The sequence below is a fragment of the Tepidibacter mesophilus genome (genome assembly GCF_002724055.1).
GTDB lineage: Bacteria > Bacillota > Clostridia > Peptostreptococcales > Peptostreptococcaceae > Tepidibacter_A > Tepidibacter_A mesophilus.
The window spans coordinates 1-25787 of record NZ_BDQY01000015.1 but is presented as its reverse complement, the minus strand read 5'-3'; the positions used below and the strand labels follow the sequence as shown (position 1 = coordinate 25787).

Annotated in this window: 18 protein-coding genes, 1 pseudogene and 1 riboswitch; of the genes and pseudogenes, 12 read left to right on the top strand and 7 right to left on the bottom strand. The window is 29.0% G+C overall.

What is annotated here, in order from left to right:
• Positions 1-45: 45 nt before the first annotated feature.
• Positions 46-636, bottom strand: coding sequence for a 3'-5' exonuclease (locus Tmeso_RS10120; RefSeq protein ID WP_099190804.1), 591 nt, complete (start codon positions 634-636; stop codon positions 46-48).
• 155 nt (positions 637-791) lie between these two features.
• Between Tmeso_RS10120 and Tmeso_RS10115 the strand changes: the two genes are divergently transcribed.
• The 3 genes from Tmeso_RS10115 (at position 792) to Tmeso_RS10105 (ending at position 3097) form a co-directional block, all read left to right on the top strand.
• Positions 792-1271 carry a QueT transporter family protein gene (locus tag Tmeso_RS10115; RefSeq protein ID WP_099190802.1) on the top strand — a complete coding sequence of 160 codons (480 nt, stop codon included), beginning with the start codon at positions 792-794 and terminating at the stop codon, positions 1269-1271.
• 74 nt (positions 1272-1345) lie between these two features.
• Complete coding sequence (locus Tmeso_RS10110) at positions 1346-2380, top strand: FAD:protein FMN transferase (RefSeq protein ID WP_099190800.1); 1035 nt, start codon at positions 1346-1348, stop codon at positions 2378-2380.
• Between the two features lie 234 nt (positions 2381-2614).
• Complete coding sequence (locus Tmeso_RS10105; protein WP_099190798.1) at positions 2615-3097, top strand: GNAT family N-acetyltransferase; 483 nt, start codon at positions 2615-2617, stop codon at positions 3095-3097.
• A 34-nt stretch (positions 3098-3131) separates the two neighbouring features.
• On the opposite strand, the gene Tmeso_RS10100 is transcribed toward Tmeso_RS10105, so the two are convergent.
• From Tmeso_RS10100 to Tmeso_RS10090, 3 genes are read right to left on the bottom strand one after another with little or no spacing between them, the layout of a single operon-like run.
• On the bottom strand, positions 3132-4178 hold the full coding sequence (locus Tmeso_RS10100; RefSeq protein ID WP_099190796.1) for a flavodoxin family protein: 1047 nt from the start codon (positions 4176-4178) through the stop codon (positions 3132-3134).
• A 24-nt stretch (positions 4179-4202) separates the two neighbouring features.
• On the bottom strand, positions 4203-5456 hold the full coding sequence (locus Tmeso_RS10095; RefSeq protein ID WP_099190794.1) for a lactate/malate family dehydrogenase: 1254 nt from the start codon (positions 5454-5456) through the stop codon (positions 4203-4205).
• A 16-nt stretch (positions 5457-5472) separates the two neighbouring features.
• The gene (locus Tmeso_RS10090; protein WP_099190792.1) at positions 5473-10329 is read right to left on the bottom strand and encodes a nicotinate-nicotinamide nucleotide adenylyltransferase; all 4857 of its coding nucleotides are present in this window, start codon (positions 10327-10329) and stop codon (positions 5473-5475) included.
• Between the two features lie 231 nt (positions 10330-10560).
• Between Tmeso_RS10090 and Tmeso_RS10085 the strand changes: the two genes are divergently transcribed.
• Positions 10561-12531: a DNA gyrase/topoisomerase IV subunit B gene (locus Tmeso_RS10085; RefSeq protein ID WP_099190790.1), complete on the top strand. Its 1971-nt coding sequence runs from the start codon at positions 10561-10563 to the stop codon at positions 12529-12531.
• A gap of 15 nt (positions 12532-12546) precedes the next feature.
• A complete protein-coding gene (locus tag Tmeso_RS10080; RefSeq protein WP_099190788.1) occupies positions 12547-14619 on the top strand; it encodes a DNA gyrase/topoisomerase IV subunit A in 2073 nt (690 codons plus the stop codon).
• 164 nt (positions 14620-14783) lie between these two features.
• Here Tmeso_RS10080 and Tmeso_RS10075 read toward each other — a convergent pair whose 3' ends face one another.
• A complete protein-coding gene (locus Tmeso_RS10075) occupies positions 14784-15578 on the bottom strand; it encodes a methyl-accepting chemotaxis protein (protein ID WP_099190786.1) in 795 nt (264 codons plus the stop codon).
• Between the two features lie 345 nt (positions 15579-15923).
• On the opposite strand from Tmeso_RS10075, the pseudogene Tmeso_RS17190 reads away from it, so the two are divergent.
• Together Tmeso_RS17190 and Tmeso_RS10070 are read left to right on the top strand one after the other, a co-directional pair.
• Positions 15924-16070, top strand: a pseudogene (locus Tmeso_RS17190) (hypothetical protein); the annotation flags it as partial.
• A gap of 130 nt (positions 16071-16200) precedes the next feature.
• Positions 16201-16294: riboswitch (glycine riboswitch) on the top strand.
• A gap of 177 nt (positions 16295-16471) precedes the next feature.
• A complete protein-coding gene (locus Tmeso_RS10070; RefSeq protein WP_099190784.1) occupies positions 16472-17917 on the top strand; it encodes an alanine/glycine:cation symporter family protein in 1446 nt (481 codons plus the stop codon).
• 36 nt (positions 17918-17953) lie between these two features.
• Here Tmeso_RS10070 and Tmeso_RS10065 read toward each other — a convergent pair whose 3' ends face one another.
• On the bottom strand, positions 17954-18616 hold the full coding sequence (locus Tmeso_RS10065; protein ID WP_099190782.1) for a nitrite/sulfite reductase domain-containing protein: 663 nt from the start codon (positions 18614-18616) through the stop codon (positions 17954-17956).
• Between the two features lie 310 nt (positions 18617-18926).
• Here Tmeso_RS10065 and Tmeso_RS10060 point away from each other — a divergent pair, with 310 nt between their 5' ends.
• The 5 genes from Tmeso_RS10060 (at position 18927) to Tmeso_RS10040 (ending at position 25641) form a co-directional block, all read left to right on the top strand.
• A complete protein-coding gene (locus Tmeso_RS10060) occupies positions 18927-20057 on the top strand; it encodes a DUF3798 domain-containing protein (RefSeq protein WP_099190780.1) in 1131 nt (376 codons plus the stop codon).
• Between the two features lie 204 nt (positions 20058-20261).
• Positions 20262-21863, top strand: a complete 1602-nt coding sequence (locus tag Tmeso_RS10055; protein ID WP_207653851.1) for a sugar ABC transporter ATP-binding protein — start codon at positions 20262-20264, stop codon at positions 21861-21863.
• Positions 21864-22904 (top strand): ABC transporter permease subunit, encoded by a 1041-nt coding sequence (locus Tmeso_RS10050; RefSeq protein WP_242967910.1) that lies wholly within the window; start codon positions 21864-21866, stop codon positions 22902-22904. It abuts the gene before it with no gap.
• Position 22905: 1 nt separating this feature from the next.
• Complete coding sequence (locus Tmeso_RS10045) at positions 22906-24171, top strand: ABC transporter permease subunit (protein WP_099190778.1); 1266 nt, start codon at positions 22906-22908, stop codon at positions 24169-24171.
• Between the two features lie 222 nt (positions 24172-24393).
• Positions 24394-25641, top strand: coding sequence for an HlyC/CorC family transporter (locus Tmeso_RS10040; protein ID WP_099190776.1), 1248 nt, complete (start codon positions 24394-24396; stop codon positions 25639-25641).
• Between the two features lie 58 nt (positions 25642-25699).
• Here Tmeso_RS10040 and Tmeso_RS10035 read toward each other — a convergent pair.
• Positions 25700-25787, bottom strand: an 88-nt coding sequence (locus Tmeso_RS10035; protein WP_145993156.1) for an IS3 family transposase, incomplete at its 5' end; no start/stop codon positions are given.

Here is a 25787-nt window from a genome sequence, read left to right as displayed (position 1 = left end):
CTTGATAATTATTTAAAGTATTGTTAACAACTTGTATAATGTGTATTACAGATTATAACCAAGTTTTTTTGCTTTATAGTAACAAGATACAAGTGCTGCAACATCATACCTTGCATCGTGGAAGTTTACATCATCACAGTTAAAAAGTCTTTTAGCTCCATCTAGAACTTTATCAGGTTTTATTTGAAGAAATTGCATAGACTCTTCAAGCCTAGGTTTTTTTATTCTTCCACTTTTGTTTTTAAGATTGATTATAGGTTTGAAATATTCCATAGTACAGAAAAAATCATGGGGATACCACACTACACCACCAAGTCGATTGAATTCTGCATCTACGAATTTTTTATCAAAGTTTACATTGTGGGCTATAAAAATACCTCCCTGTAAATCATTTGCGACTTCTTTATATACATCTTTAAACTTTTGACCATTTGATAATGATTTCAATATATCTACACTGAATCCGTGAACTTGCTGTGCTGATGGTTCTACATATTCAACATCAAAAAAGAAGTTCTTAGAATATGCAACTTTTTCTTCACCTTTATCATTAATATCACATACGCAATATGTAAGTTGTAATATTTGCCCTGGGTTTAATCCTGTTGTTTCTGTATCTATAAAAACTTTCTTCATAAAAATCTCTCCTTTTAAAACTATTACTACGATTATTATAATTATACACTATATTTGAGATTGATTGAATTGAGAAATTTATGATATAATGAAATGCTGCTGAAGTGTTCACCTTGCATAACCACTTCTAAAAGAAAACAAGGAGGTATAATAATATGAAATTAGATTCTAAAAAAATAGCAACTATAGGTATAATTGCTGCTATTTATGCTGTAGCTACGATAGCTATAGCACCTATAAGCTATGGTGCAATTCAATTTAGAATATCAGAAATCTTAACTTTACTTGCATTTATAAATCCTATTTATATACCAGGTTTAGTTTTAGGATGTATCATAGCCAATCTATTTAGTCCACTTGGAATGGTGGATGTTGTAGTTGGAAGTATAGCTACACTTATAAGTGTATACTTAATAAGTAAAAGTAAAAATTTATTAATAGCAAGTCTTTGGCCTAGTATAATAAATGGGTTAATAATAGGAGCGGAGCTCCATTATTTGTTTAATTTACCGTATTTAAGTTCAGCAGCGTATGTATTAATTGGAGAATTTGCAGTGGTGACAGTACTGGGATATCCAGTATTTAAAACTATTTTAAATAAAGAGAGTTTTTTAAAAACTCTTAAACTAGAATAATATAAAAAGAAACAATTAGAGCAAGCTAATTGTTTCTTTTTTAGAATGAAAAACAATAAGAAAGGACTAGACATATGAAAAAAATAATATTATTTGTTTTATCGATAAGCTTACTACTTGGAATTACAGGTTGTTCTAAAAAAGAAATAGATCCTGTATCAAGGGAGACATTTGCGCTTGGAACAATAATAGATTTTAAAATCTACGATAAAGATCAAGATAAGTCAAATGAAGTTATAGATAAATGTATACAAAGAATAAAGGATATAGAGCAAAAAATGTCTACAAATATAGAGGATAGTGAAATAGTAATTGTAAATAAAAATGCAGGTAAACAAAGTGTTAAAGTAAGTGATGAGACTATGTATGTAGCTAAAAAAGCATTTGAATATAGTAATATTACAAATGGGAGATTTAATCTTACGGTATATCCTTTAGTCAGTATTTGGGGTATAGGAACTGAAAATGCCAGAGTTCCGTCTCAAAGAGAGATAGATCAAGCTATAAGCAATATAGACTATAATGATATTGTATTTGATGAAGCTAAAAATACTATATACTTGAAAAGAGAAAATCAAGGAATAGACCTTGGAGCTATAGCCAAAGGTTATGTTGGAGATGAAATAAAGAAAATTTTCATAGAAAATGATATAAAATCTGCTTTTGTTAATTTGGGCGGAAATGTAATGGCTTATGAGACTAAAGTAGATGGATCAAAATGGAGAATAGGAATACAAAATCCTTTAGATACTAGAGGTGAATATCTTGGAGTTGTAAGTGTAGAGAATAAATCTATAGTTACATCTGGAAACTATGAAAGGTATTTTGAAAAAGATGGGAAAAGATATCATCACATATTAGATGCTAAAACTGGATATCCTGCAGATAATGAACTTATAGGTACAAGTATAATAACAGAAAGTGGGATCGATGCAGATGCCCTATCAACTAGTGTTTACCTAATGGGACTTGATGAAGGTAGAAAACTTATAGAGTCTTTAGATCGTGTGGAGGCTATATTTGTAACTAAGGATAAAAAAGTTTATACAACGTCTGGGCTTAAGAATATTTTTGAACTTACAAATGATGAGTTTATTTATAAAAACTAAATATATTAGTGCTTTAGCCAAAAATGAAACTCATTGAAATAACGCTACTGGTTTTACCAGAAAGTAGCTAATATTTTAATGGGCTTTATTTTTTAGTCCAGATATAACTGTGTATTTAGTTGATGTATTTATGAAAAATTAAATGGGTGGAAATAGAGTGAAAATTGTTAAATCGGGCAAATATAAGTAGAGGGATTATGTAATATATAAACTTATAGGTAGTAGGAGGATTTAATGAAGAATAATACGATAGAAATTATTGAATACGATAAAAAATATAAAGATGAATACATCGATCTTAATATGAAATGGTTATTGGAGTATGGCTTACTTGAAGAAAAGGATGAGATAATAATTCAAAATGTTGAAAGAGAAATTTTGAATAAGAATGGAAAAGTTTATTTATTAAAAAAAGATGAAAAAATAATAGGGACAGTTGCTCTAAAATCATCATCAAGTGATACTGTTGAGATTTTAAAATTGGCAGTGGATAAAAACTTTAAAGGATTGGGACTTGGAAGCAAACTAATGGAAAAGGCTATTAAAGAGTCCTATGAATTAGGATACAAGAATATAGTTCTGTATACAAATAGCAAATTAAAAGCTGCAATTGGACTATATGAGAAACTGGGTTTTAAAAAAGTAGCTCTAGACGATAGTCACTATGAAGAGGTAGATATAAAAATGGTTTATGAAGTAGAAAAATTTCTAAAATAGCAATAAAGTTATTAGCTTTATTGCTATTTTATGATTATTTTTTTATATTATCAATAATATGATCTGCGAATTCTTTTGCTTTTGAATCTATATCATCTACATTTAGTATACTCTTTGGATCATTAGCTGTTGCCATTAAAGAAAAATTAGGTGGCATATGAAAACCTTTATTTATATTTAAAGCTCCTATCAGTTGCTTTGCTACTGAATCACTACCTGAGTTGCCAGAAACTACTATAGAAAATATACTTTTATCGTAAAATTTCATTTTTCTATAAAGCACGGTTAGTCTATTAATAACTGCCATAAGTTTAGCTGATATAGCATCGTTGTAGTTTGGGCATATCCATACTATACAATCAGCTTTTTTTATACTAGGTAAGAGTTCTTTAGTTATAGTTCCTCCGTAAAAACAACTATTATTTTCGCTGTAGTGCTTACATGCTATATAAGAACATCCCTTGCAATCTGTTATTGTTCCATTTTCAACATGAAATTCGTTTATTGTGCAGTTGGTTAAGTGCTTTTTTACCATATTCCAAAGCATCAATGTATTAGATGTATCATAAGAGCTTGCATGAAGTGCTAGTATATTAGGAGTTTCTATCGGCTCGTAGTGCTTCTTCATAAAGTTTTTAATTAATTTTTTAGACAAATGGAAATATACATTATCAAGTTCAAGGTCTAATCTTTTCTTCCATGTCATGAAATTATTTAAATCTTTAGTAGCTTCAACTAAAGGGTGTCCTATAAATGAACATCCTATTTGATTTAGTAGAAATATTATATTTTGTGAGGAACTCTTTGTATATAGTTCAGTAGGACTTTGAACTATAAGTATAGCACTTGAGTTATTTAGAGAATGTTTTCCTCTTTTATATAATTTAGATATTATACCGAATAAAATATTGTTAAACCCACAATCATCAAGCTCTAATGCAAATAATATTTTTTTATTTCTAAGATCGGGTAAGTTTGATTCTTCTTCAATAAATACCGTATTCAAATCGTTCGTTAAAGTATGTATAAATGACTTAAACTCTTTTGATGCACTTGGCATTACAATATAAAGAGTATCCATAATAACACTTCCCTCGATTAAATATTAGAATTTAAAGCAATCTATATCATTTAAATCTTTGTAAGTATTTTCTATTTTGCTTAATAATTGTTCTGGAAGATGTAGCATTTCTATTTCTACCCCGGACTTTGTCAATCTGTTTTTTGCTCCCATAAAAATACTACCCATATAAGTTGAGCTATAGTTCCAATTGCCCTTCATGGTATTTATAAGAGATAAGGCTCCTGATGATAAAGCTGGAGCAATATAAGGTTTAAATCCAGTGTTTCTAACATCTATATTTGCATTTATAGCTTTGTTAGTAAGAATTAAAGACAATTCTTCATCGTAGTCATTTATACTATTTGCTATTATAAGACCTTTTCCATGAGGACCGAATGCTCTTCCTTCATTTATATAATTTTTTGTATTAGAATCTTTTTGAGAATAATATATAGCTCTAGCATTCATAACTCCAAGACCATATCCTCTAATTTGATCTGAGCTTAGACCAAGAAAGTCTAAATTTCCATTTTCATCTTTATTGCTTGATATAAACGAAACCTTGCAAAGTGGGTCGACAGGGTCTGATACAACTGCAAATATTCCTTTAAAAGAAGAATGGCGAGCTTTTCTTGCGTAATGACTGACTATCTTTGCATTTTCTTGAAATTGGATCATTCTAACATCTGACACATTTGACCCTACAGGAGGGATTCCTTTTGATGCACAAAATACGAACATATCGCAGTCAAACAATTTATCTTCTTCTACTATATTTATTTCAGGCATGTGTTCATTAGAAAATGGATCTATTATTTGGTTCATCTCGTATTCCAATCTTTGAAGATTGTTTTTGTTTAATCCGTATAAACCTATAGAGTCTATAGTATTTGTACCTAAAAGTTTGAGACCTATTAAAAGAGTAGAGCCTACATCACCAAGACCAACTATATTTACTTTCCATGATTCAGGTAAAGTGTAATTTATTGATTCTTTCCAATTAGAGTAATTTGTATTTATACCTATAACTTTTCTATCGTTTGTTTTATCCATTATCCATAATGGAGTTTTGCATTCTGAATTATTGGATATGTTTATTAGATTTATATTTTCTTCTTCTAAATAAAGCAAACTAGGATGTGATACACAAAACATTTTTCTTGAATTTAATGGATTTAATCTATTTAAAAAATATATAATATTTTCGTTACTCATGGCTTCAGTTTCTGATATTTCATCTAAATCGTAATTAAAGTTTGAAAATAGTACTATATCGTCTAATTTATAAAAAAACATTTAATCATCTCCAATTCTAAATTATTATATTCTCCATACGTTTTAAGAGTTCTAAGTCGTTTTCTAAATAATGAGATGGATTTAAATTTAAATCATAATTCATATTTTTTCCATGATCGAGGTATCTAGGTGATTTTAATACTTCTCCTAGATGATTCAAAGTAAGCTTGCGTTTGTGCATTCTTTCGTATTCTTTTTCTATAGATTTCAATATATCTATAGAATTTTGGATACAAACTCTTGATAGTTCGTATAAAGACGATTTAGATGCATTTTTGACAAATGATAAAGATGAATAAGGAAATATCATATTAATAGAAGGAATTAAATTTCTTTTAGGAGCAACCCCTCTCCAAAGAGTATCTCCTCCTATAAATGGATACATTGCATTTTCATTAAACCATAGTCGTAGGTTTGGAATAAAATAAGCACAATCTACAGGTCTATCTTGAATATCCATAAGTTCCTTTCCTCTACCTGATAGTACACCTACTATAATTTTATTAACATTTACGTTTTGTTCTTTTAGTATAGGGTCTATAGCTTTTATTCTATACCCCTTATTCAAAATATCGTCTATAAGAATTACATTTCTATCAAATGATGCTATTGTTTTAATTTGACTATGAAGATCAAGGTAGTAAGGATATGAAGCAATAGAAAAATCAGTCAAGCTAGGATTAAATAATTTTTCTGTATGAAGAGATTTGGTAACTGTGTTTGGAACTACAATTCCTTTTAATAGGTTACCAAATGGAACACACATGGAATCACCTAATTTTCTAGGTTTTAAGACTATAGATGGAACTTTATTTTCTTTGCATACTTTTCGTATCAAATTCTCATATAAAACTGTTTTATCAAATGATAACACGAGGTTACCTGGATAAATACAGCTAAGAGTTTCTTGTAGTTTTTGTCTGGATTTTAATATGGTTTTTTTTACGCTATTACTATCTACAAATGGAGCTTTTATAAAGGATTCAACATCTAAGGTCAATACACAAGGATTTGTCATATTAACTATATAAATAGAGTCTAAATCTTTATCTGATACTTCTAAAAATCCCTGAAGCTTCAATATATCGTGAGTTGATTTAGTTAAACTGTAGTTATCAGTGTCTTTATATAGAGCATAAGTATAGTCTCTTTTAATACAAAAAGATAATACTTCTGTTATTAATATTTGATCTAGGCTTCCTATTTCGTAATCTTTTATACAGTGCATATAATCTATTACAACTGCTTTTCCTATTACATTTTGACGTACGTATTCAGATGTAGTATGGTTTTTAAATTCTTTATAAAGCATACTCCAATTTAGTTGATGAAATAAACAAAATCCTAATATTTTATTGTTTTTACTAGAATCTTGAATATATAATATTTTGGTATTACACATTTTTAAGTTATTATATAGGTTTTTGATATTGTAATTATTGTCATTGAAAAACTCTAAATCTATTCTGTCTATTAAATCATCAGATATATCAGTAACTATATTTATATCTATAGACATTGTCTTTATAAGAGATTTGTATTGCGGTTCTCTTTGGTACAATCCTTTTTCGTATATATATTTTTGTGCAAGAGGATCTAGAAGTTCTGAAATATCTCTATCTTCATCTATATAATTTCTTATTTGACTAGAGCTTACATCTTCGTATTGGGCAGGTAAATTAAGCACTATAGCGTTTTTTTCTAGTTTATCAATTTGAGACTTAAGTTTATCGTTAAGGCTAGTAGAATCGTTTATATTTCTTTTGAAAATTATATGAGAAAAATTATGTATAGAATTATTAGAAGCAGTTTTTTTGTATGCAGATGCGTTCATTATTACATCGCTGCCTATGACTATAGAAATATCAGATTCAGGAAAACTCTCACTTAGTATTTTCAAATCTTTAGGATTTGAAATATTAACAGGAATATCATCTGGATATAAGTAAATATTAGGCTCATTAGCTATTGACATATTGATTATATTTCTTCTAAATAAATTAGGTTGAGCCTTCTTAGACCAAGAAAATTCATCTACAGAAAGATAAACCTCAAATCCTAAATTTTGAATAGCTTTAGCAATTTCCTTGTGACCAATAGAGAAAGGGTCAAAAGTTCCTGGAAAAAAAGCTATTTTAGAAGGAACATTAATAGATATATCTTTTTTTGCAAATGTATATGCATTTATAAATCTATACACTTGATTTAATGCTGCTGCATTAGTAAAAAATACTATGTCCTTTGATTCAACTGAATCTATTAAAACTAATAGTTTTTTAGCTATAAGCTTAAATATGTTTTTTTTATTTTCAATTTTAAGTTTTTTAGATGCAAATAAATGCCTTCCTATAACCCTAAATGAAGTTTGTTTAACATGATAATCATAATGGGCAAGTCCACTTAATAAAATACCTAAGATTTTTATAAGTCTTTTATTTGATGCATCTTCGTTTTCCAAAAATCTATCTTTGTATTTAGGATAATTCTTTAAAGTTATTCCAACTGTTTCAAGAACTAAAGACGTTATTTGGTTGTTTGATTGCTTTATCTTTTGAATAAAATCATCTATAATCTCATCTAGCTCGATTGGTTGAAGATAAAGTATAATTTCACCTAAATAATCAGGTATATATTTACTAAATTGGTATTTTTCTATTTCAAGAGATCTAAGAAGCTCTATTGCAATATCATTTCTTTCTTCGAGTGACAGGTAAGGCATTATTTTTATGATGTTTTTTCCAGCAGCATTTCGAACACTTTCTATGCTACTAACTTTTAAAAGATTACAAAAATGCATAGCTGTATAGGCCATATTGTTTAAATTTTTTACATTGTATTCAAATAATAAGTCTATATTGATTTTTTTTATAATCCAAGGTGTTAAAGTTTTTAGGTTACTTAAGAATATGTTACCTATTTTAGATTCATCACTTAAATAAAAAGATCTATATTTGTTTAGTGTAATATTTTTTAAATTTAATTTAGTTGAAATCTTAAATTTCAGGAAATTTTCTGCTGGTATTTGGGATTTTAATATATTTGTTTCAAAAAATTCATTTATATTCTGGTTTAAGTTAAAATTATTATTCTCTTTATTCAAAAGTATATAAATTATATTCAAGGCGGATATTCTTATATTATCATTATCGTTGTTTAAAGAAGATAATATGTAATCTAAAAGTACAAAATCATCACTTGTTACAGGTATATATTTTGCTGAATTTATTAGATAAAGCTGAATGCTGTTATTCTTATTAAAATATTTTTTATAATAACTAAATACTATGTTTTTATAGGTTTGTATTTGAGATTCATTGCAATTACTAAATAGTGAAGAAATCATAATAGATATATTATATCCGATCCATTTCTGATGAATATCTATTATCTTATGATCTGGATTTATGAATAAATTCAAATAATCGCATAAAAGAGAATAGCTAGTAGTAAGAGGATTATTTAATTTAACATCATTAGGAATTTCTTTTCTATAGTTTTCATCAAACACTGCTATTAAGTTGCCTATTAAATAGGCACACTGTTTTCTTATATCCTCATCAGGGTGGATTAAGTTCTCATATAAAAATTTTAGCATTACTATTTTTTGATTTTGAGTTAAATAAGTTGAATATTCTTCAAAAACTTGAAGATATTTTCTTATATTATCTCCATCATTCTCGCTTCTAGCAAGTTCTAATATATAATTAAGAGAATGTTCACTTCTAAGTTTGTGCATCAAATTTATATTGTGATGAACTGATAGGTATTTTAGGTTCCTTATTATCTCATTTCCACTTATTAAAGAGTAGTATGCTTGCTTAGATTTATCATGTTTTATATCTTGATAACCTAAATCTATACCTATATGAATTAAATAATCTTCAAAATCCTTAAGCTTTGCATAGACTTTTTCGTATCTTTTTTTCTTTAAATCATCTACATTATCAAGTTTTTGAAGTATAATATTAAAAGACTCTTTTAGACTGAATATGCTCATTTGGAATTTATCGTTGTTTTTAACACGAAAATCACAGTATATTAGTATTAAAGATTCTATAGATAAATTTTCAAGCTCAAGATCCCAAACAGAGTGGTTCAAAGCTGTATGACCTATGTACGTTATGTGGTGTTTTTTAAACCATTTATCAGTATAATAATAGTGAAGATAAGCGACTCTTTTTGATTCGCTTTTTTTACATCCGAACTTTCCCAGATCATGGCCAGCAGCACTTCCTGAAACTCTTCCTAAATCTATAGGAATGGCCATGTTTTTAATTTGCCTTGCTATATTAAGAGCTAAATGATGTACTCCACATATGTGATCTAGTGTATTGTGATTTAGTATTTCTTGGTTTAATTTCATCATTTCATAGATGTATTCATTATTGAAATATCTTAAAAAGCGTGTATACTCTGATTGCATTTCAAGGGAATCAATTTCATGAGTATCTAAAAAATTTAGAGGGTATTGAATATAAAAACTTGAATTATTAGATAGTTTCTCGTATTTGCAAAATACTCTGATAATTTCTATGTATATGTTACAGGCAAGTTTTATAGTTTCAGGAATATTTTGTATGTCTATTTCTACAGAGTCTGGAAATGATTTGTATAAAAGCAAATTATAGGTATAGTTTAGCCAATCTGATTTAATTAAATTTGGATGAATATTATCTAATAGACTTTGACAAACAGTTAATATGGATTTGCATGTATAGTCTCCATTTTTTATCAAATTATTTATGTTTGCTATAAATAAATAATTGTCTATATTATTCTTTAAAGATGAACGTGAAATTTCGTTTGAAAAATCTAGATTTAATACAGCATCTAGTATTTCTTTATGTATATCTATTACAATATCTTTTTTCATCAATGAAACACCTCCATATAAAGCGGAATTTAATTCAGCTGGAGTTTTACTCTAACTGAATTTTTAACTTTTGTATAAATGTATTTTAAATAATTATACTATGTATTATTGACTCTAAATATAGTTAAATTCATATAATTTAAATTATATATACAAAATAATAATCTTGACACGAACATAGGTTTTGTGTAGTGTAAAATAGGAAATCAAAAATAGAAGGTGGTAGTATATATGAACAAAAATAATGACTATGGAAATAATAGTATATCATCTCTTAAGGGGGCAGACCGAGTTAGATTAAGACCTAGTGTAATATTTGGCTCAGATGGTATTGAAGGATGCAAGCACTCTATATTTGAAATATTATCAAATTCTATAGATGAAGCAAGAGAAGGATTTGGAGATATAATCGAGATAACAAGATGTATTGATAATTCTATAATAATAAAAGACAGAGGTAGAGGTATACCTCTTGATTACAATGAAAAAGAAGATAGATATAACTGGGAATTAGTATTTTGTGAATTATATGCAGGTGGGAAGTATAAAAATAATTCGGGTGAGAACTATGAATTTAGTTTAGGTCTTAATGGACTTGGAAGTTGTGCTACTCAATATAGCTCTGAATATATGGATGTTACAGTTTATAGAGATGGATATAAGTATGATCTTCATTTTGAAAAAGGTGAGAATGTAGGAGGACTTAAAAAAGAAAAGTGTGATTATGAACATACTGGAACTATAATAAAGTGGAAGCCTGATATAGAGGTATTTACTGATATAAAAATAGATATAGACTATTATAAAGATGTAATTAAAAAACAGGCTATAGTAAATTCAAATCTTAAATTCAAAATTTGTGATGAAGAAACTGATAATAATTATGAATACTGCTATGAAAATGATATTTTAGATTATATATATGAAATAAATAATTCAAAAGGATTTACTGATATACAATTATATGAAGATGAAAGACGTGGTAGAGATAGAGAGGACAAGCCTGAATACAAGGTTAAGGTTAAAGTAGGATTTTGTTTTAATAATGAAATCAACTTGATGGAATACTATCATAATTCGAGTTTTTTAGAATATGGAGGATCTCCTGATAAAGCTGTTAAGAATGCATTTATATATATGATAGATAAGTATTTAAAAGATAATAATAAGTACAATAAAGGTGAGAAAAAAATAAGTTTTGTAGATATATCAGATAGTTTAATATTAGTTACAAATTCATTTTCTACAATTACAAGTTATGAAAACCAAACTAAAAAGTCTATAACTAATAAATTTATACAAGAATGCATAACTGATTTATTAAAAGAAAAGCTAGAAATATATTTTATAGAGAATAAATTAGAGGCAAATAAAATATGTGAACAAGTTTTAGTTAATAAAAGAAGTAGGGAAAGAGCTGAAAAAACTAGAATAAATATTAAGAAGCAGTTAGGTGGAAACATAGATATAAAAAACAGAGTTAAAAAGTTTGTAGATTGTAGAACAAAGGATATTAGTAAGAGAGAATTATTCATAGTTGAGGGAGATTCTGCACTTGGTTCGTGTAAAATGGGAAGAGATTCAGAGTTTCAAGCTATAATACCTGTTAGAGGAAAGATACTTAACTGTCTTAAATCAGATTATGATAAAATTTTTAAAAATGATATAATAACAGATTTGTTGAAGGTATTAGGATGTGGAGTTCAAATAGAGTCTAAGCATAATAAAGATTTGAATACATTTGATATAAATAATTTAAACTGGGATAAGGTAATAATATGTACGGATGCAGATGTAGATGGATTCCAAATTAGAACGCTTATACTTACAATGCTTTATAGACTGGTACCCATGTTAATAGAACAGGGAAAGGTATATATAGCTGAATCACCATTATTTGAAATAAATACATCGAGAAAAACTTATTTTGCTTATAATGAAAAGGAAAAAAATAATATATTATCTAAGATAAAAGGTAAATATACAATACAAAGGTCAAAGGGACTTGGTGAGAATGAGCCTGAGATGATGTGGCAAACTACTATGAATCCTGAAAGCAGAAGGCTTATTCAAGTTCTTCCTGAAGATGTTAAGAAAACACAAGATGTATTTGATATGTTACTAGGGGACGATATTAAGGAAAGAAAAAGATTCATAGCTGAGTATGGACATAAGTATATGGATATGACAGATGTTAGTTAAGGGGAGTGAAGATTTATGGTTGAAAATATAGAAAAACAAAGGATTACAAAAACACTAGAAGAAAATTATATGCCGTATGCCATGAGCGTAATAGTATCAAGAGCTATTCCTGAGATAGATGGTTTTAAACCTAGTCATAGAAAATTGCTGTATACTATGTATAAAATGAGTCTTTTAAATTCGAACAAAACAAAATCTGCAAATGTTGTTGGACAAACTATGAAATTAAATCCTCATGGAGATATGGCTATATATGAGACTCTAGTTAGATTAACAAGGGGAAATGATTCTTTACTTCACCCGTTTATAGATTCTAAAGGAAACTTTGGTAAGAAGTACTCTAAGGATATGAGTTTTGCAGCTCCTAGATATACAGAGGTAAAGCTTGATGATATATGTAAAGAGATTTTTAAAGATATAGATAAAAATACTGTGAAATTTATAGATAATTATGATGGGACTTTAAAGGAACCTGTACTTTTACCTACAACATATCCTAATGTACTTGTAAATGCAAATCAAGGTATAGCTGTTGGAATGTCAAGTAGTATATGTAGTTTTAACTTGGAAGAGGTATGTAATGCTACTATTAATTATATTAAAAATGAAAATATAGATATAAGTGACTATATAAAGGCACCGGATTTTTCGACTGGTGGATATATAATATACTCAAAAGATCAAATGGATAAGATATATGAAACTGGAAGAGGTAGTTTCAAATTAAGAGCTAAGTACAGATATGATAAAAAGAATAATTGCATAGAAATATATGAAATACCTTATACTACTAATATAGAGACTATAATAGATAAGATAATAGATCTTGTTAAGGAAAATAAAATTAAAGAAATATCAGATGTCAGGGATGAAACAGATTTACATGGTTTAAAAGTGACCTTGGATTTGAAAAGAAATACAGATGTAGATTTACTTATGAATAAGCTTTATAAGATGACAACTCTTGAGGATAGCTTTTCTTGCAATTTTAATATGTTAATAAATGGACAACCAAAGGTATTAGGTATAAAGCAAGTTTTAAAAGAATGGATTAATTTTAGAGTAGAGTGTATTAAAGGATATCTACAATACGATATAGAGAAAAAGACAGATAAGCTACATCTTCTATTAGGACTTGAGAAGATACTTCTTGATATAGATAAGGCTATTGATATAATTAGAAATACTAAAGAGGATAAAGCGGTTATTCCTAACTTGATTAAGGGTTTTGGTATAGATGAAATTCAGGCTGAATATATAGCTGAGATAAAGCTTAGAAATTTAAATAAAGAATATATATTAAAACAGTTAGATAATATAAAGAGATTGAAGTCCGATCTGAAGGATCTTAATGAAACTATTCAAAGTGACAAAAAAATAAAGAATATAATAATAAATGACCTAAAAGAAGTTCCTAAAAAATATAAAAAATCTAGAAAAACTGAGATAATAAGCGAAGATGATATAAAAGAAATAAAAGAGGAACACTTAATAGATGACTATAATGTTAAGTTGTTTTTAACTAATGAAAATTACTTTAAGAAAATCTCTCTTGCGTCTCTTAGATCTTTTTCAGAGCAAAAACTTAAGGATGAGGACTTTATAATACACGAAATAGATGCTAATAATAAGGATGAAATTTTACTTTTTTCAAATAAGCAGAACTTATATAAATTAAAAGTTTATGAGATTGCTGATTGCAAGGCTAGTTCTTTAGGTGAGTACCTGACTAATTTATTGAAGTTGAAGGAAGATGAGAATATTATATATATGTGCCTTTCTAATAATTATGAAGGGTATATGCTTTATTGTTTTAAAGATGCGAAGATAGCTAAGACTCATATTGAAAATTATAAGACTAAGACCAATAGAAGAAAGCTTGTGAAGGCTTATTCTAACAAATCAGAATTAGTTCGTATGCTTTTTATAAAGGATGATGTCGATTTAGAACTTTATAAAAATAATAAAAAATTCTCTACTATAAATACTAAGGATATAGAGATTCAATCTACTAAAAATTCTAAGGGTATAGAAGTTCTAAAACTTGGAAAGCGAAGTTATATGACTGATGTGAAGATTAAGGAATAAAAAATACGCCATGGACATGGCGTATTTTTTAATATCTAAGGAAATTATAGAATTTTGAATCTATAGATAACATTGAGTAAAAATCTGCACTTGCAACTATTTTGAGCAACGAAGTCCGGAGGACTCGTTGGCGACATGAGCCATGCGTTAGCATGAAGCGAATTTTAAATAGAAGTTTCATTTATAAGTTTATCAACTGCAACTTGTACTTTATTAGAAGAATTAGTTTGAGATTTTGAAAGATTTTTTAATTTGTCTACTTCTGATGTTATGGTTTTTATTTCATCTGTTATTTTTGCTAATATTTCATTAATTTCTTTAGCAAATCCTTCGCTGTTTGCAGCAAGTTTTTGAACTTCATTTGCAACTACAGAAAATCCTTTTCCCGCTTGACCAGCTCGTGCAGCTTCTATAGTAGCGTTTATGCCAAGTATTTTAGTTTGATGAGCTATTTTATTTACGTATTTTATTATTTTATCAGTATCTTGTATGTGTGTTATAGAAGTTTTAGTAGAAGTTAAAAGTATATCGCTTATACCGTGCATATCGTTTATTGACGAAGATATATCATCTAGCTCATTTTTTACTATATTAGAAGTATTTCTAATTATAGAAATATGGTTATTGAGTTGAGATAGAGTATCTATATTTTTATCTACTAGAGTCATTACTAAAAGAGCACCAGTAGAATCTATTATAGTGCATTTATGACTAAATTTTTCTTGCAATGATTTAGCAACATTATTGTTTCCAGTAGCTTCTATTATTAAATCAATATTGTGATGATTTAAATCATCTATAGATTGAGAATAATCTATACCTAAAGTTTTACAAAGAACTATGCCTGGTGCATCTAAATTTCTATCTATAACCAAAGAAAGATTTATAGATTCTGTATCGTTTATTGCTTGAATAATATTTTTGCCACCTGATCCAGCTCCAATTAATGCTATATTCAAGATAAAAACCTCCTAAGTATAATTAAATTTAACATATTAATTCTACAGCATATTGCTTTATAAGGCAATATACAATGCTGCTTAAGAATTGAGAATATTTCGAAAAAAATAAACTGACTTTACAAATAAGATACAAGCTTTAAATGAATCAGGACTTATATTTGCTCCAATATCAGCAGCTGCAAAGACAAACTCTTGGGTTAGACAGTGTCTTGTATCTATGAAATAACTATATTTGCATTTTAAAGAGTGATTTCAATACCTCAATTTGGAGAGTATATAGTAACTATAGTCCTTATAATTTTTGCATTTACTATAATTCTTGGTTGAAATTATTATGGGAAAAGATGTACAGAATATCTATTTGGTATAAAGGGAATAAATAATTATAGAGTAATATATATATTCTTAGTAGCTGTAGGATTTTTTTTAAAGCTCGATATTATATGGATATTAGCTGATATTGTAATAAGAGTTAAATATGAATGGTAAAAAAAACTAACAAATTATAAAAATTCCAAATAATTAGAAAATTAAGAAAAATGAATTGACTTAGAATATATATTAGAGTATAATAGAGTTAATCGAATAGTTCGGATGAAGATAATGAAAAATCGTTATCAGACGAGCCTCTGGAGAGACTCAATAAAGAGCACCGAAGGGGAAAGCTAATATGAATTAGTCAAACTCTCAGGTAAAAGGACAGAGATTATTCTTATTGGAATAAATCCCAGAGATCAAATCATGTATGATTTGACTTTTTTGATTACATGTCTTTATAGCTTTTCGTTTTAATTATCATTTTTAGAATTTAGATTTACTTTTCAATGTTGTATAATTTCAAGATTTGTTTTTTCATCAAAAGATCAAAAAAATCTAAAAGGAGGAATTATATGGAAAATATAGTAGGTATATTAAATGGCTTAATTTGGAGTAAAGCACTTATTATTTTATGTTTAGGAGCAGGGATATACTTTTCTATTAGAACTCGTTTTTTACAAGTTAGACTTCTTAAAGATATGGTAAAACTATTATTTGGAGGAGGATCGTCAGAAAAAGGTGTTTCTTCGTTCCAAGCATTTGCACTATCGGTATCTGGTCGTGTAGGAACTGGTAATATAGCGGGGGTTGCAACTGCTATAGCCATGGGAGGACCTGGAGCATTATTCTGGATGTGGGCAATCGCTTTTTTAGGAGCGGGATCAGCTTATGTTGAGGCTACTTTAGCTCAAATATATAAGGTTGAACAAGATGGAGAGTATCGTGGAGGACCAGCATATTATATAGAAAAAGGAATGAATAACAAGTGGTATGCAACTACATTTGCAGTTGCAACTATAGTAGCAATGGGATTCTTTTTACCAGGAGTTCAGTCTAACAGTATAGCAGCAGGACTTGATAATGCATTTGGAGTAAGTGCTACAGCTACAGGAATAATATTAGTTGTATTTTTATCACTTATAATATTTGGTGGAGTTAAGCGTATAAGTAAAGCAGCTGAAATAATAGTACCTATTATGGCTACAGGATATATATTGGTTGCACTTATTATAATAGTTGTAAATATTTCTCAATTACCTGCAGTTATAGCATTAGTATTTAAAAGTGCGTTTGGAGTACAGCCTGCGTTTGCTGGTATACTAGGTCTTGCTATTTCTTGGGGAGTTAAGCGTGGTATTTATTCAAATGAAGCAGGTCAGGGAACTAGCCCGCATGCAGCAGCTGCAGCTGAGGTTTCACATCCTGCAAAACAAGGATTAGTTCAAGCGTTTTCAGTATATATAGATACTTTATTCGTTTGTTCAGCTACTGGATTTATGATTTTAATCACTGGAATGTACAATATTTATGATGGAGCTGGAGGATTTATAGCTAATAATTTAGGAGATGTTGAAATAGGTCCTATATACACTCAAAAAGCAGTTGAAACGTTATTCCCTTCTTTTGGTAGTGCATTTGTTGCAATAGCTTTATTCTTCTTCGCATTTACTACTTTAATGGCATATTACTATATTGCTGAAACTAATGTTGCTTACTTAATTAGAAAGAGTAAGAACAAATCATTAATAAATGTTTTAAGATTTGCAATGCTTGGAGCAACTTTCTACGGAGCTATAAAAACTGCAAACTTAGCTTGGGCTTTAGGAGATATTGGTGTTGGTGCCATGGCATGGTTAAATGTTATAGCAATACTTATAATGGGAAAACCAGCTCTTATAGCACTTAAAGACTATGAAGATCAGAAAAAACAAGGAAAAGACCCTGTATTTAATTCTAAAAAATATGGAATAGAGAATGCAGAGTTTTGGGAAAATACTACTGATAGCGTTACTAAATAATTAAAAGACCCCATATCTAGATATGGGGTCTTTTAATTATTCTATTTCTTTTTTGAATTCTTCAAATCCAACTCTATCTATATATGCACCTAATCTCTCATGTCTTTGTGCATTTTTAGAATATACCTTAACTACCTTGTCTATTATTGTAAATACTTCATCTTCATCAACATGTTCAAATAAAGTATTGCTTAATCTAGGTTTTAAGCCACCTTTCCCTCCAACTTGTATTCTAAATCCTTTAGGAGTACCCATTATACCTATATCTCTAAAATGATTATCTGCACATGAATTTGGACATCCGCTAACCCCTATTTTAAGCTTGTTTGGAAGGTTCATGCCATGATACAGTTCATCTAGCTTCATACCAACTCCTACTGAATCTTGTTGTCCTCTTTTACAAAATGTTGTGCCAGGACAGAATTTAACACTTCTTACACAAAGTCCTATAGCAGCTCCTGGCTTCATTCCTAAATCTTTCCAAGCGTTATCTATATCGTCTTCTTTAATACCTACAATTGCGATTCTCTGAGATGATGTCACTTTCACTGCTTGTGCGCTGTATTTATCAGCAGTATCTGCAATTTTTCTTAATGTGTCGGGTGATATGATTCCTCCAGGAAGGTGTGGTGCTATTGCGTAAGTTTCTTTATCCCTTTGAAGTACAGCCCCTTTTTCTAATAAATCTTTTTTAGACATAAAAATCCCCTTTCTAAATAAATAATAAAAATGCTACTTAATATATTATTCCCCAAAAATTAGTTGCAAAACACAAAAATTTAACTTTACACATAATTTTAAAAGTAGAAATAATTTTCTTGAAAAATATCAATAAATAATTCTATGCAACATAAAAAAGATTGAATATTTAAAAAAAAGAATAGGATACATAGAAGAAAATTAAAAATTCATAAAAATTTATAATATTGATAAAAAAAAGAAATAAATATGCATGAAAACATATAGTACATGCATATCTATATATTAACAAATTAAAAGGGGGTCAAAAATGTTTAAGAAGATTTTAGCCATACTTATGGCAACCGCTATGATTATAGGACTTGTTGGATGTGGTCAAGTAGCTAAAAAAGAAGAAATTTCTAAAATTGGAATTATGACAGGTACTGTATCTCAAGGTGAAGAGGAGTATAGAGCAGCAGAAAAAATGAAGAAAAAATATGGTGATAAGATAGTTCTTCAAACTTATCCTGATAATTTTATGAAAGAACAAGAGACAACTATAGCAAATGTTATGAGTATGGCAACAGATCCACAAGTTAAAGCAATTGTTATAGTTCAAGGTATACCAGGGGTATCAGCAGCTATAGATAAAGCTAGAGAAATAAGACCAGACATGTTATTTGTAGTTGGAGTTCCAGGAGAAGACCCAGATATGATAGCATCAAAAGCAGATGTAGTACTTCAAGCAGATGAACTTGGAATGGGTATGTCTATACCAGAACAAGCTAAAAAAATGGGTGCTACAAAACTTGTTCACTATTCATTCCCAAGACATATGTCGTATCAATTACTTGCAATGAGAAGAGATTTGCTTAGAGAAACTTGTGAAAAGTTAGATATGGAATTTATAGATGCAACAGCTCCAGATCCAACGGGAGATGCAGGAGTTCCAGGAGCACAACAATTTATATTAGAAGATGTTCCAAGAAAAGTTGCTGAGCTTGGAACAGATACAGCATTCTTTAGCACTAATTGCTCTATGCAAGAACCACTTATAAAAGCAGCTTTAGACCAAGGAGCTATATATCCACAACCATGCTGCCCTTCTCCATATCATGCATTCCCAGGAGCATTAGGAATCCAAATACCTGATGACAAAAAAGGTGATATTGATTATGTAGTTGAGGAAATTAAATCTAAGATAGCTGAAAAGGGTGGAACAGGTAAATTCTCTACATGGCCAGTTCCGGTTAATATGATGTTTGTTGAAGGTGGAGTTGAGTATGCTAAAGCATTCTTAGAAGGAAATACTAATGGTAAGGTAGATAAAGCTAAAATAGAGGAGATATTCAAAAATGTATCAGGTATAGAAATGAAATTAAGTACATTCACGAATGAAAGCACAGGAAATACATTTGATAATTTCTTTATGGTACTTTCAGATTATATAACTTTCTAAATAAGGATATTAAGCACAAGGTTGCCTTTTTATGGCAACCTTGATTTACTCTATAAAAAATTATAATATTTTTTAACTTGTGGATAATATTGCTGAAAGTACTACAGTATCAATTATTTTGAGCAACAGAGACCGTAGGACTCGTTGGCGACATGAGTCAATGCGTAGCATTAGACGAATTTTTAGATATAAGGGGGGGTTGGTTTGAGCGAAGAATATGTAATTCAAATGAAAAACATTAAAAAAAATTATTTTGGTAACCAAGTTTTAAAGGGAATAAATTTATCGGCTAAAAAAGGAGAAATACATGCTCTTTTAGGAGAAAATGGAGCTGGTAAATCTACACTTATGAACATATTATTTGGTATGCCGGTCATCCATTCTACTGGCGGTTTTGAAGGTGAAATACATATAGATGGTGAAAAAGTTGATATTAAATCTCCTAATGAAGCAATGAATATGGGAATAGGAATGGTTCATCAAGAATTTATGCTTATTCCTGGATTTAATATAACTGAAAATATAAAATTAAATCGAGAAACTACTAAACACAATATGCTAAGTAAAATTATGGGATCTAGTTTAAAGAGTCTAGATTTTGATAGTATGAATAATGATGCAAGAAAAGATCTAGATAAATTAGGAATAGATATTGATGAAAAGTCTAAAGTGTCGGGGCTGCCGGTAGGTTATATGCAGTTTATAGAGATTGCTAGAGAAATAGATAAGAGCAACATAAAGCTTTTAGTATTTGATGAACCTACGGCAGTTTTAACAGAAAGCGAAGCAGATAATTTATTAAAGGCTATGAAAAGAATATCTGATTCCGGTATTGCAATATTATTTATAACTCATAGATTAGATGAAGTAATGGAGGCTGCTGATAATATAACCATATTAAGAGATGGAGAATTCATAGCAGCGCTTAGCAAAAAGGACACAAATGTAATGCAGCTTGCAGAATTAATGGTTGGTAGAAAAATTGAAAGCTTAAATACAAGTGAAGAAAGTAATACTGAAAACAAAGAAGTAATTATGTCTATTAAAGAATTAAAAGTCTCTATGCCCGGAGAATATGTAAAGGGCGTAAATTTAGATATTAAAAAAGGAGAAATTCTAGGTATTGGAGGTCTTGCCGGACAAGGTAAAATCGGTATTACAAATGGAATAATGGGACTTTATCCAAGTGAAGGAGAAGTATTATTAAATGGAAAAAATCTGAGTCTTAATTCACCTAAAGATCCTTTGAACAACAAGATTGCATTTGTAAGTGAGGATAGAAGAGGAATTGGATTGCTACTAGATACTTCTATAGAGACAAATATAGTATTAACAGCTATGCAGATTAAAGGAGAGTTTATTAAAAATTATGGGTTATTTAATCAAAGAAACAAAAAAGAAATAAGAGATCATGCTATTAAAATGATAAATGATCTTGATATAAGGTGTACAGGACCTACTCAGATTACTAGAAGGTTGAGCGGAGGAAATCAACAAAAGGTTTGTATAGCTAGGGCCTTAACCTTAAATCCTGATGTATTATTTGTATCAGAGCCTACTAGAGGAATTGATATAGGAGCTAAAAAATTAGTTCTTGATTTACTTGTAAAACTAAATAAAGAGTTTGGTATGACTATTGTAGTAACATCTAGTGAACTTGGAGAGTTAAGGTCTGTGTGCAATAGAATAGCTATAGTTGCAGAAGGTAAAATAGAGGGTGTATTAAATCCTCAAGATAGTGATGTAGATTTTGGACTTATGATGGCTGGAGAATATAAAAAGATTCATGCAAAGGAGGAAATATAAGTGGTTGAAACTATAAAGGATGTTACAAAAAAATTAGGATTTGCAAGAACTACTATAATAGCTTTTTTGATAATACTTTGTGTTATGGCTGTTTTTTTAAAAATTCCAATATATATGTTATTGTCTGATACTTTAGTTAGAACAGGAATGAATGGAATATTAGTTTTAGCTATGGTGCCTGGAATATTATGCGGTATAGGACTTAACTTTGGTATACCTTTAGGAATAGTATGTGGAATTTTAGGAGGGCTTATAAGTATTGAAATGAATCTTAGGGGATTTAGTGCATTTTTTATAGCTGTACTTATATCTATACCAATTGCTGCTATAGTAGGATATTTTTATGGAGTTTTACTTAATAAAGTAAAAGGCTCTGAAATGATGGTATCTACATATGTAGGATTTTCGGCCATATCTTTGATGTGTATAGGATGGCTTATACTTCCTTTTACTAGTTCAGAGATAAAGTGGCCAATAGGTGATGGTCTTAGAACTACGATTTCTTTAAGCTCAAGGTTTGATAAAGTATTAAACAATTTTTTATCATTTAACATGGGTAAAGTTAATATACCCACTGGTCTTTTAATATTCTTTATAGTATCTTGCTTATTAGTTTATATATTCTTAAATACTAAGGTGGGTATTACTATGAAGGCCGTAGGAAATAATCCTAAATTTGCAATAGCATCTGGGATTGATGTTGATAAAAGTAGAATAATAGGAACTATGCTATCAACTATTTTGGGTGCTGTTGGAATAATTGCATATGCTCAAAGTTATGGATTTTTTCAACTATATCAAGCACCTATGATGATGGGATTTGCGGCTGTAGCTGCTATTTTAATAGGTGGAGCAAGTGCTCAAAACGCAAAAATATCACATGTTATACTTGGAACTTTTTTATTTCAGGGACTTTTAACAATAGCTCTTCCTGTGGCAAATAAAATAATTACAGAAGGAAACTTATCGGAGGTAGCAAGAGTTGTAGTGCAGTATGGAATTATTTTATATGCATTAACAAAAGTAGAAGGAGGGAAGTAGAATGAATGAAGAAAATTCCATTAAAGGTAAAAGTAAATCCATAAAGTTAAAAGAATTATTGTTTGATAATATAGTTACTATATTATTTGTAATTCTTTGTCTTATAGGTGTTAAGTATTCTGGGCAACCTATGATATTTATAGTAAATGAGTTAATTGATAGAATTTCAAGAAATTCATTTTTAGTAATTTCTCTTATTATTCCTGTGCTTGCGGGGATGGGTCTTAACTTTGGTATAGTAATAGGTGCAATGGCAGGTCAAATAGCTTTAATAGCAGTAACTCATTGGGGAATAGGTGGTATACAGGGATTTTTATTATGTGCTTTATTGACAGTTCCAATAGCAGTTTTATTTGGATATTTAACAGGAAAGTTATTGAATAAGACTAAAGGACAGGAAATGATAGCTAGTATGATACTAGGATTTTTTGCAAATGGATTATATCAATTATTATTCTTATTTTTGATTGGAACATTAATTCCTATGGATAATCCAATATTAGTTCTTAGTGGAGGAGTAGGCATAAAAAATACTATAGATTTAAGTGGAGGAATCAAGTATTCACTTGATAATATAGTACAGTTTCCTATACTTGAGGTTTTAGTAGTAATATCTATTATAAGCATTTTATATATTTTATTTAAAGGGTTTAGAAATAAAAAATTCACTAAGAAACAGATCATAAATTTATCTATACTCTTAGGTACTGATATAGTTTCTATTGTATTAATACAGTCTCAACCTATATTTAAGATGATAAAATTACCAGTTGTAACTATATTGGTTGTAATGTTACTTTGCATATTTAATGTTTTTATAATGAAAACTAAGCTAGGTCAGGATTTTAAGGCAGTGGGTCAGGACAATCATGTAGCTAAGGTATCTGGTATAGCTGTCAATAAAATTAGAATAATATCTATAGTAATATCTACTGTGTTTGCTGGATGGGGTCAACTGATATTTTTACAAAATTTAGGAACTCTAAATACTTATGGAAGTCATGAACAGGTCGGAATGTTTGCTATAGCAGCATTGTTAATAGGAGGAGCATCCGTATCAAGAGCTACTATATCTCAAGCTATAATAGGAACTATACTATTCCATACTTTATTTATAGTATCTCCACAGGCTGGTAAAAATTTATTGGGTAGTGCTCAAATAGGAGAATATTTTAGAGTTTTTGTAGCCTATGGAGTAATAGGTTTATCGCTTGGACTTCATGCTTGGAAAAAACAGATACAGGCAAAAAATAAACTTAAAGCTTAGATCGTTTTAATTATAGCTTTAATACTATAATGAAATAATACCTTCTAATTAGAAGGTATTATTTCATTATAGTATTAAAGCTATATGGAAATTGTATTGATAATAGCGTTTAAATATATATGGTTAAAAATCTATTTATAATTCATAATATATATATATAGTAAAATTTTAGTACTATGATATAATAATAGTCATATATATTTTTTAGGAGTGTGATGATCTTTGGATCCGAGTAGTTTGTGGCAATTTTTTATATTATTTATATTATTAGGTATATCTTCATTTTTTTCAGCTTCAGAGACTGCATTAATGTCTTTAAGCAAGATTAAAATAAGACATATGAAGGAAGAAAATGTTAAAGGAGCGGATGTTGTAAGTAAATTAATCGAAAACCCAAACAAATTATTAGGAGCAATACTGGTGGGCAATAACGTTGTAAATATTGGAGCTTCGGCAATTGCTACATCTTTGTTCATAGGTTTGTTTAAGGAAAATGGAGCGGTTATTGCAACTGCCTTTATGACAATATTAGTTCTTATATTTGGAGAGATAACTCCGAAGTCATTGGCAGCGCAAAATTCAGAAAGTGTATCTTTGAAGGTTTCAAAAATTATATCTATAGTGGTTGTTATGTTAAGTCCTATAGTTTTTGTATTCAATTATTTATCTAAATTCATAATAACGTTGTTTGGAGGCAATCCTGATGCTCATCAACCGTTTATAACAGAGGAAGAACTTAGAACTATGGTTGATGTAAGTCATGAAGAAGGAGTTCTTGAGGTTGAGGAAAAAGAAATGATACAAAATGTTTTTGAATTTGGAGACTTACAAGCAAAGGATGCTATGATTCAAAGAACTGATGTTGTAGGTATTGATGTAGAAGATACTTATGATGAGATAGTAGAAAAATTTCAACAAGATCATTTTTCTAGAATGCCTATATATGAGGAAAGTATAGATGATATAATAGGTATTTTAAATGTTAAAGACTTAGCATTTGTTGATAAAGATAGAGATACATTTGATATAAGAAAGTATATGAGAGATCCGTATTATACATTTGAGTTTAAGAAAATAACTGAATTGTTTCAGGAAATGAGACAAGAAAAAGTTCATATGGCTATAGTTTTAGATGAATATGGTGGAACGGCTGGTATTATAACTATAGAGGATTTGATAGAAGAAATAGTTGGAGATATAGAAGATGAATATGATGAGGAAGATGATGAAATAAAGATAGTAAATGAGAATGAATATATTATAGATGGAAGTACAAGAATAAATATAGTTAATGAAACTATAGGAACAGATATAGAATCAGAAGAGTTTGAATCAATAGGTGGGGTCTTAATAGGTAAATTAGGAAGACTTCCAGAAGAAGGTGAAGAAGTAAAATTCGATAATACCAAATTTATTGTGGAGAGTCTAGATAAAAATAGAATAAAGAGTATAAGACTTTTTACAAATTAACAAAAAATGCCAAGGGGAATTAAAATGTACCCTTTGTCAAGGACATTATAAAAAAAGACTATGCAGCAGATAGAAGATGATTTCTGAATGATACAGGAGTCATCTTCTTTAAATTCCATTGATATCTATAATTATTATAATAATCT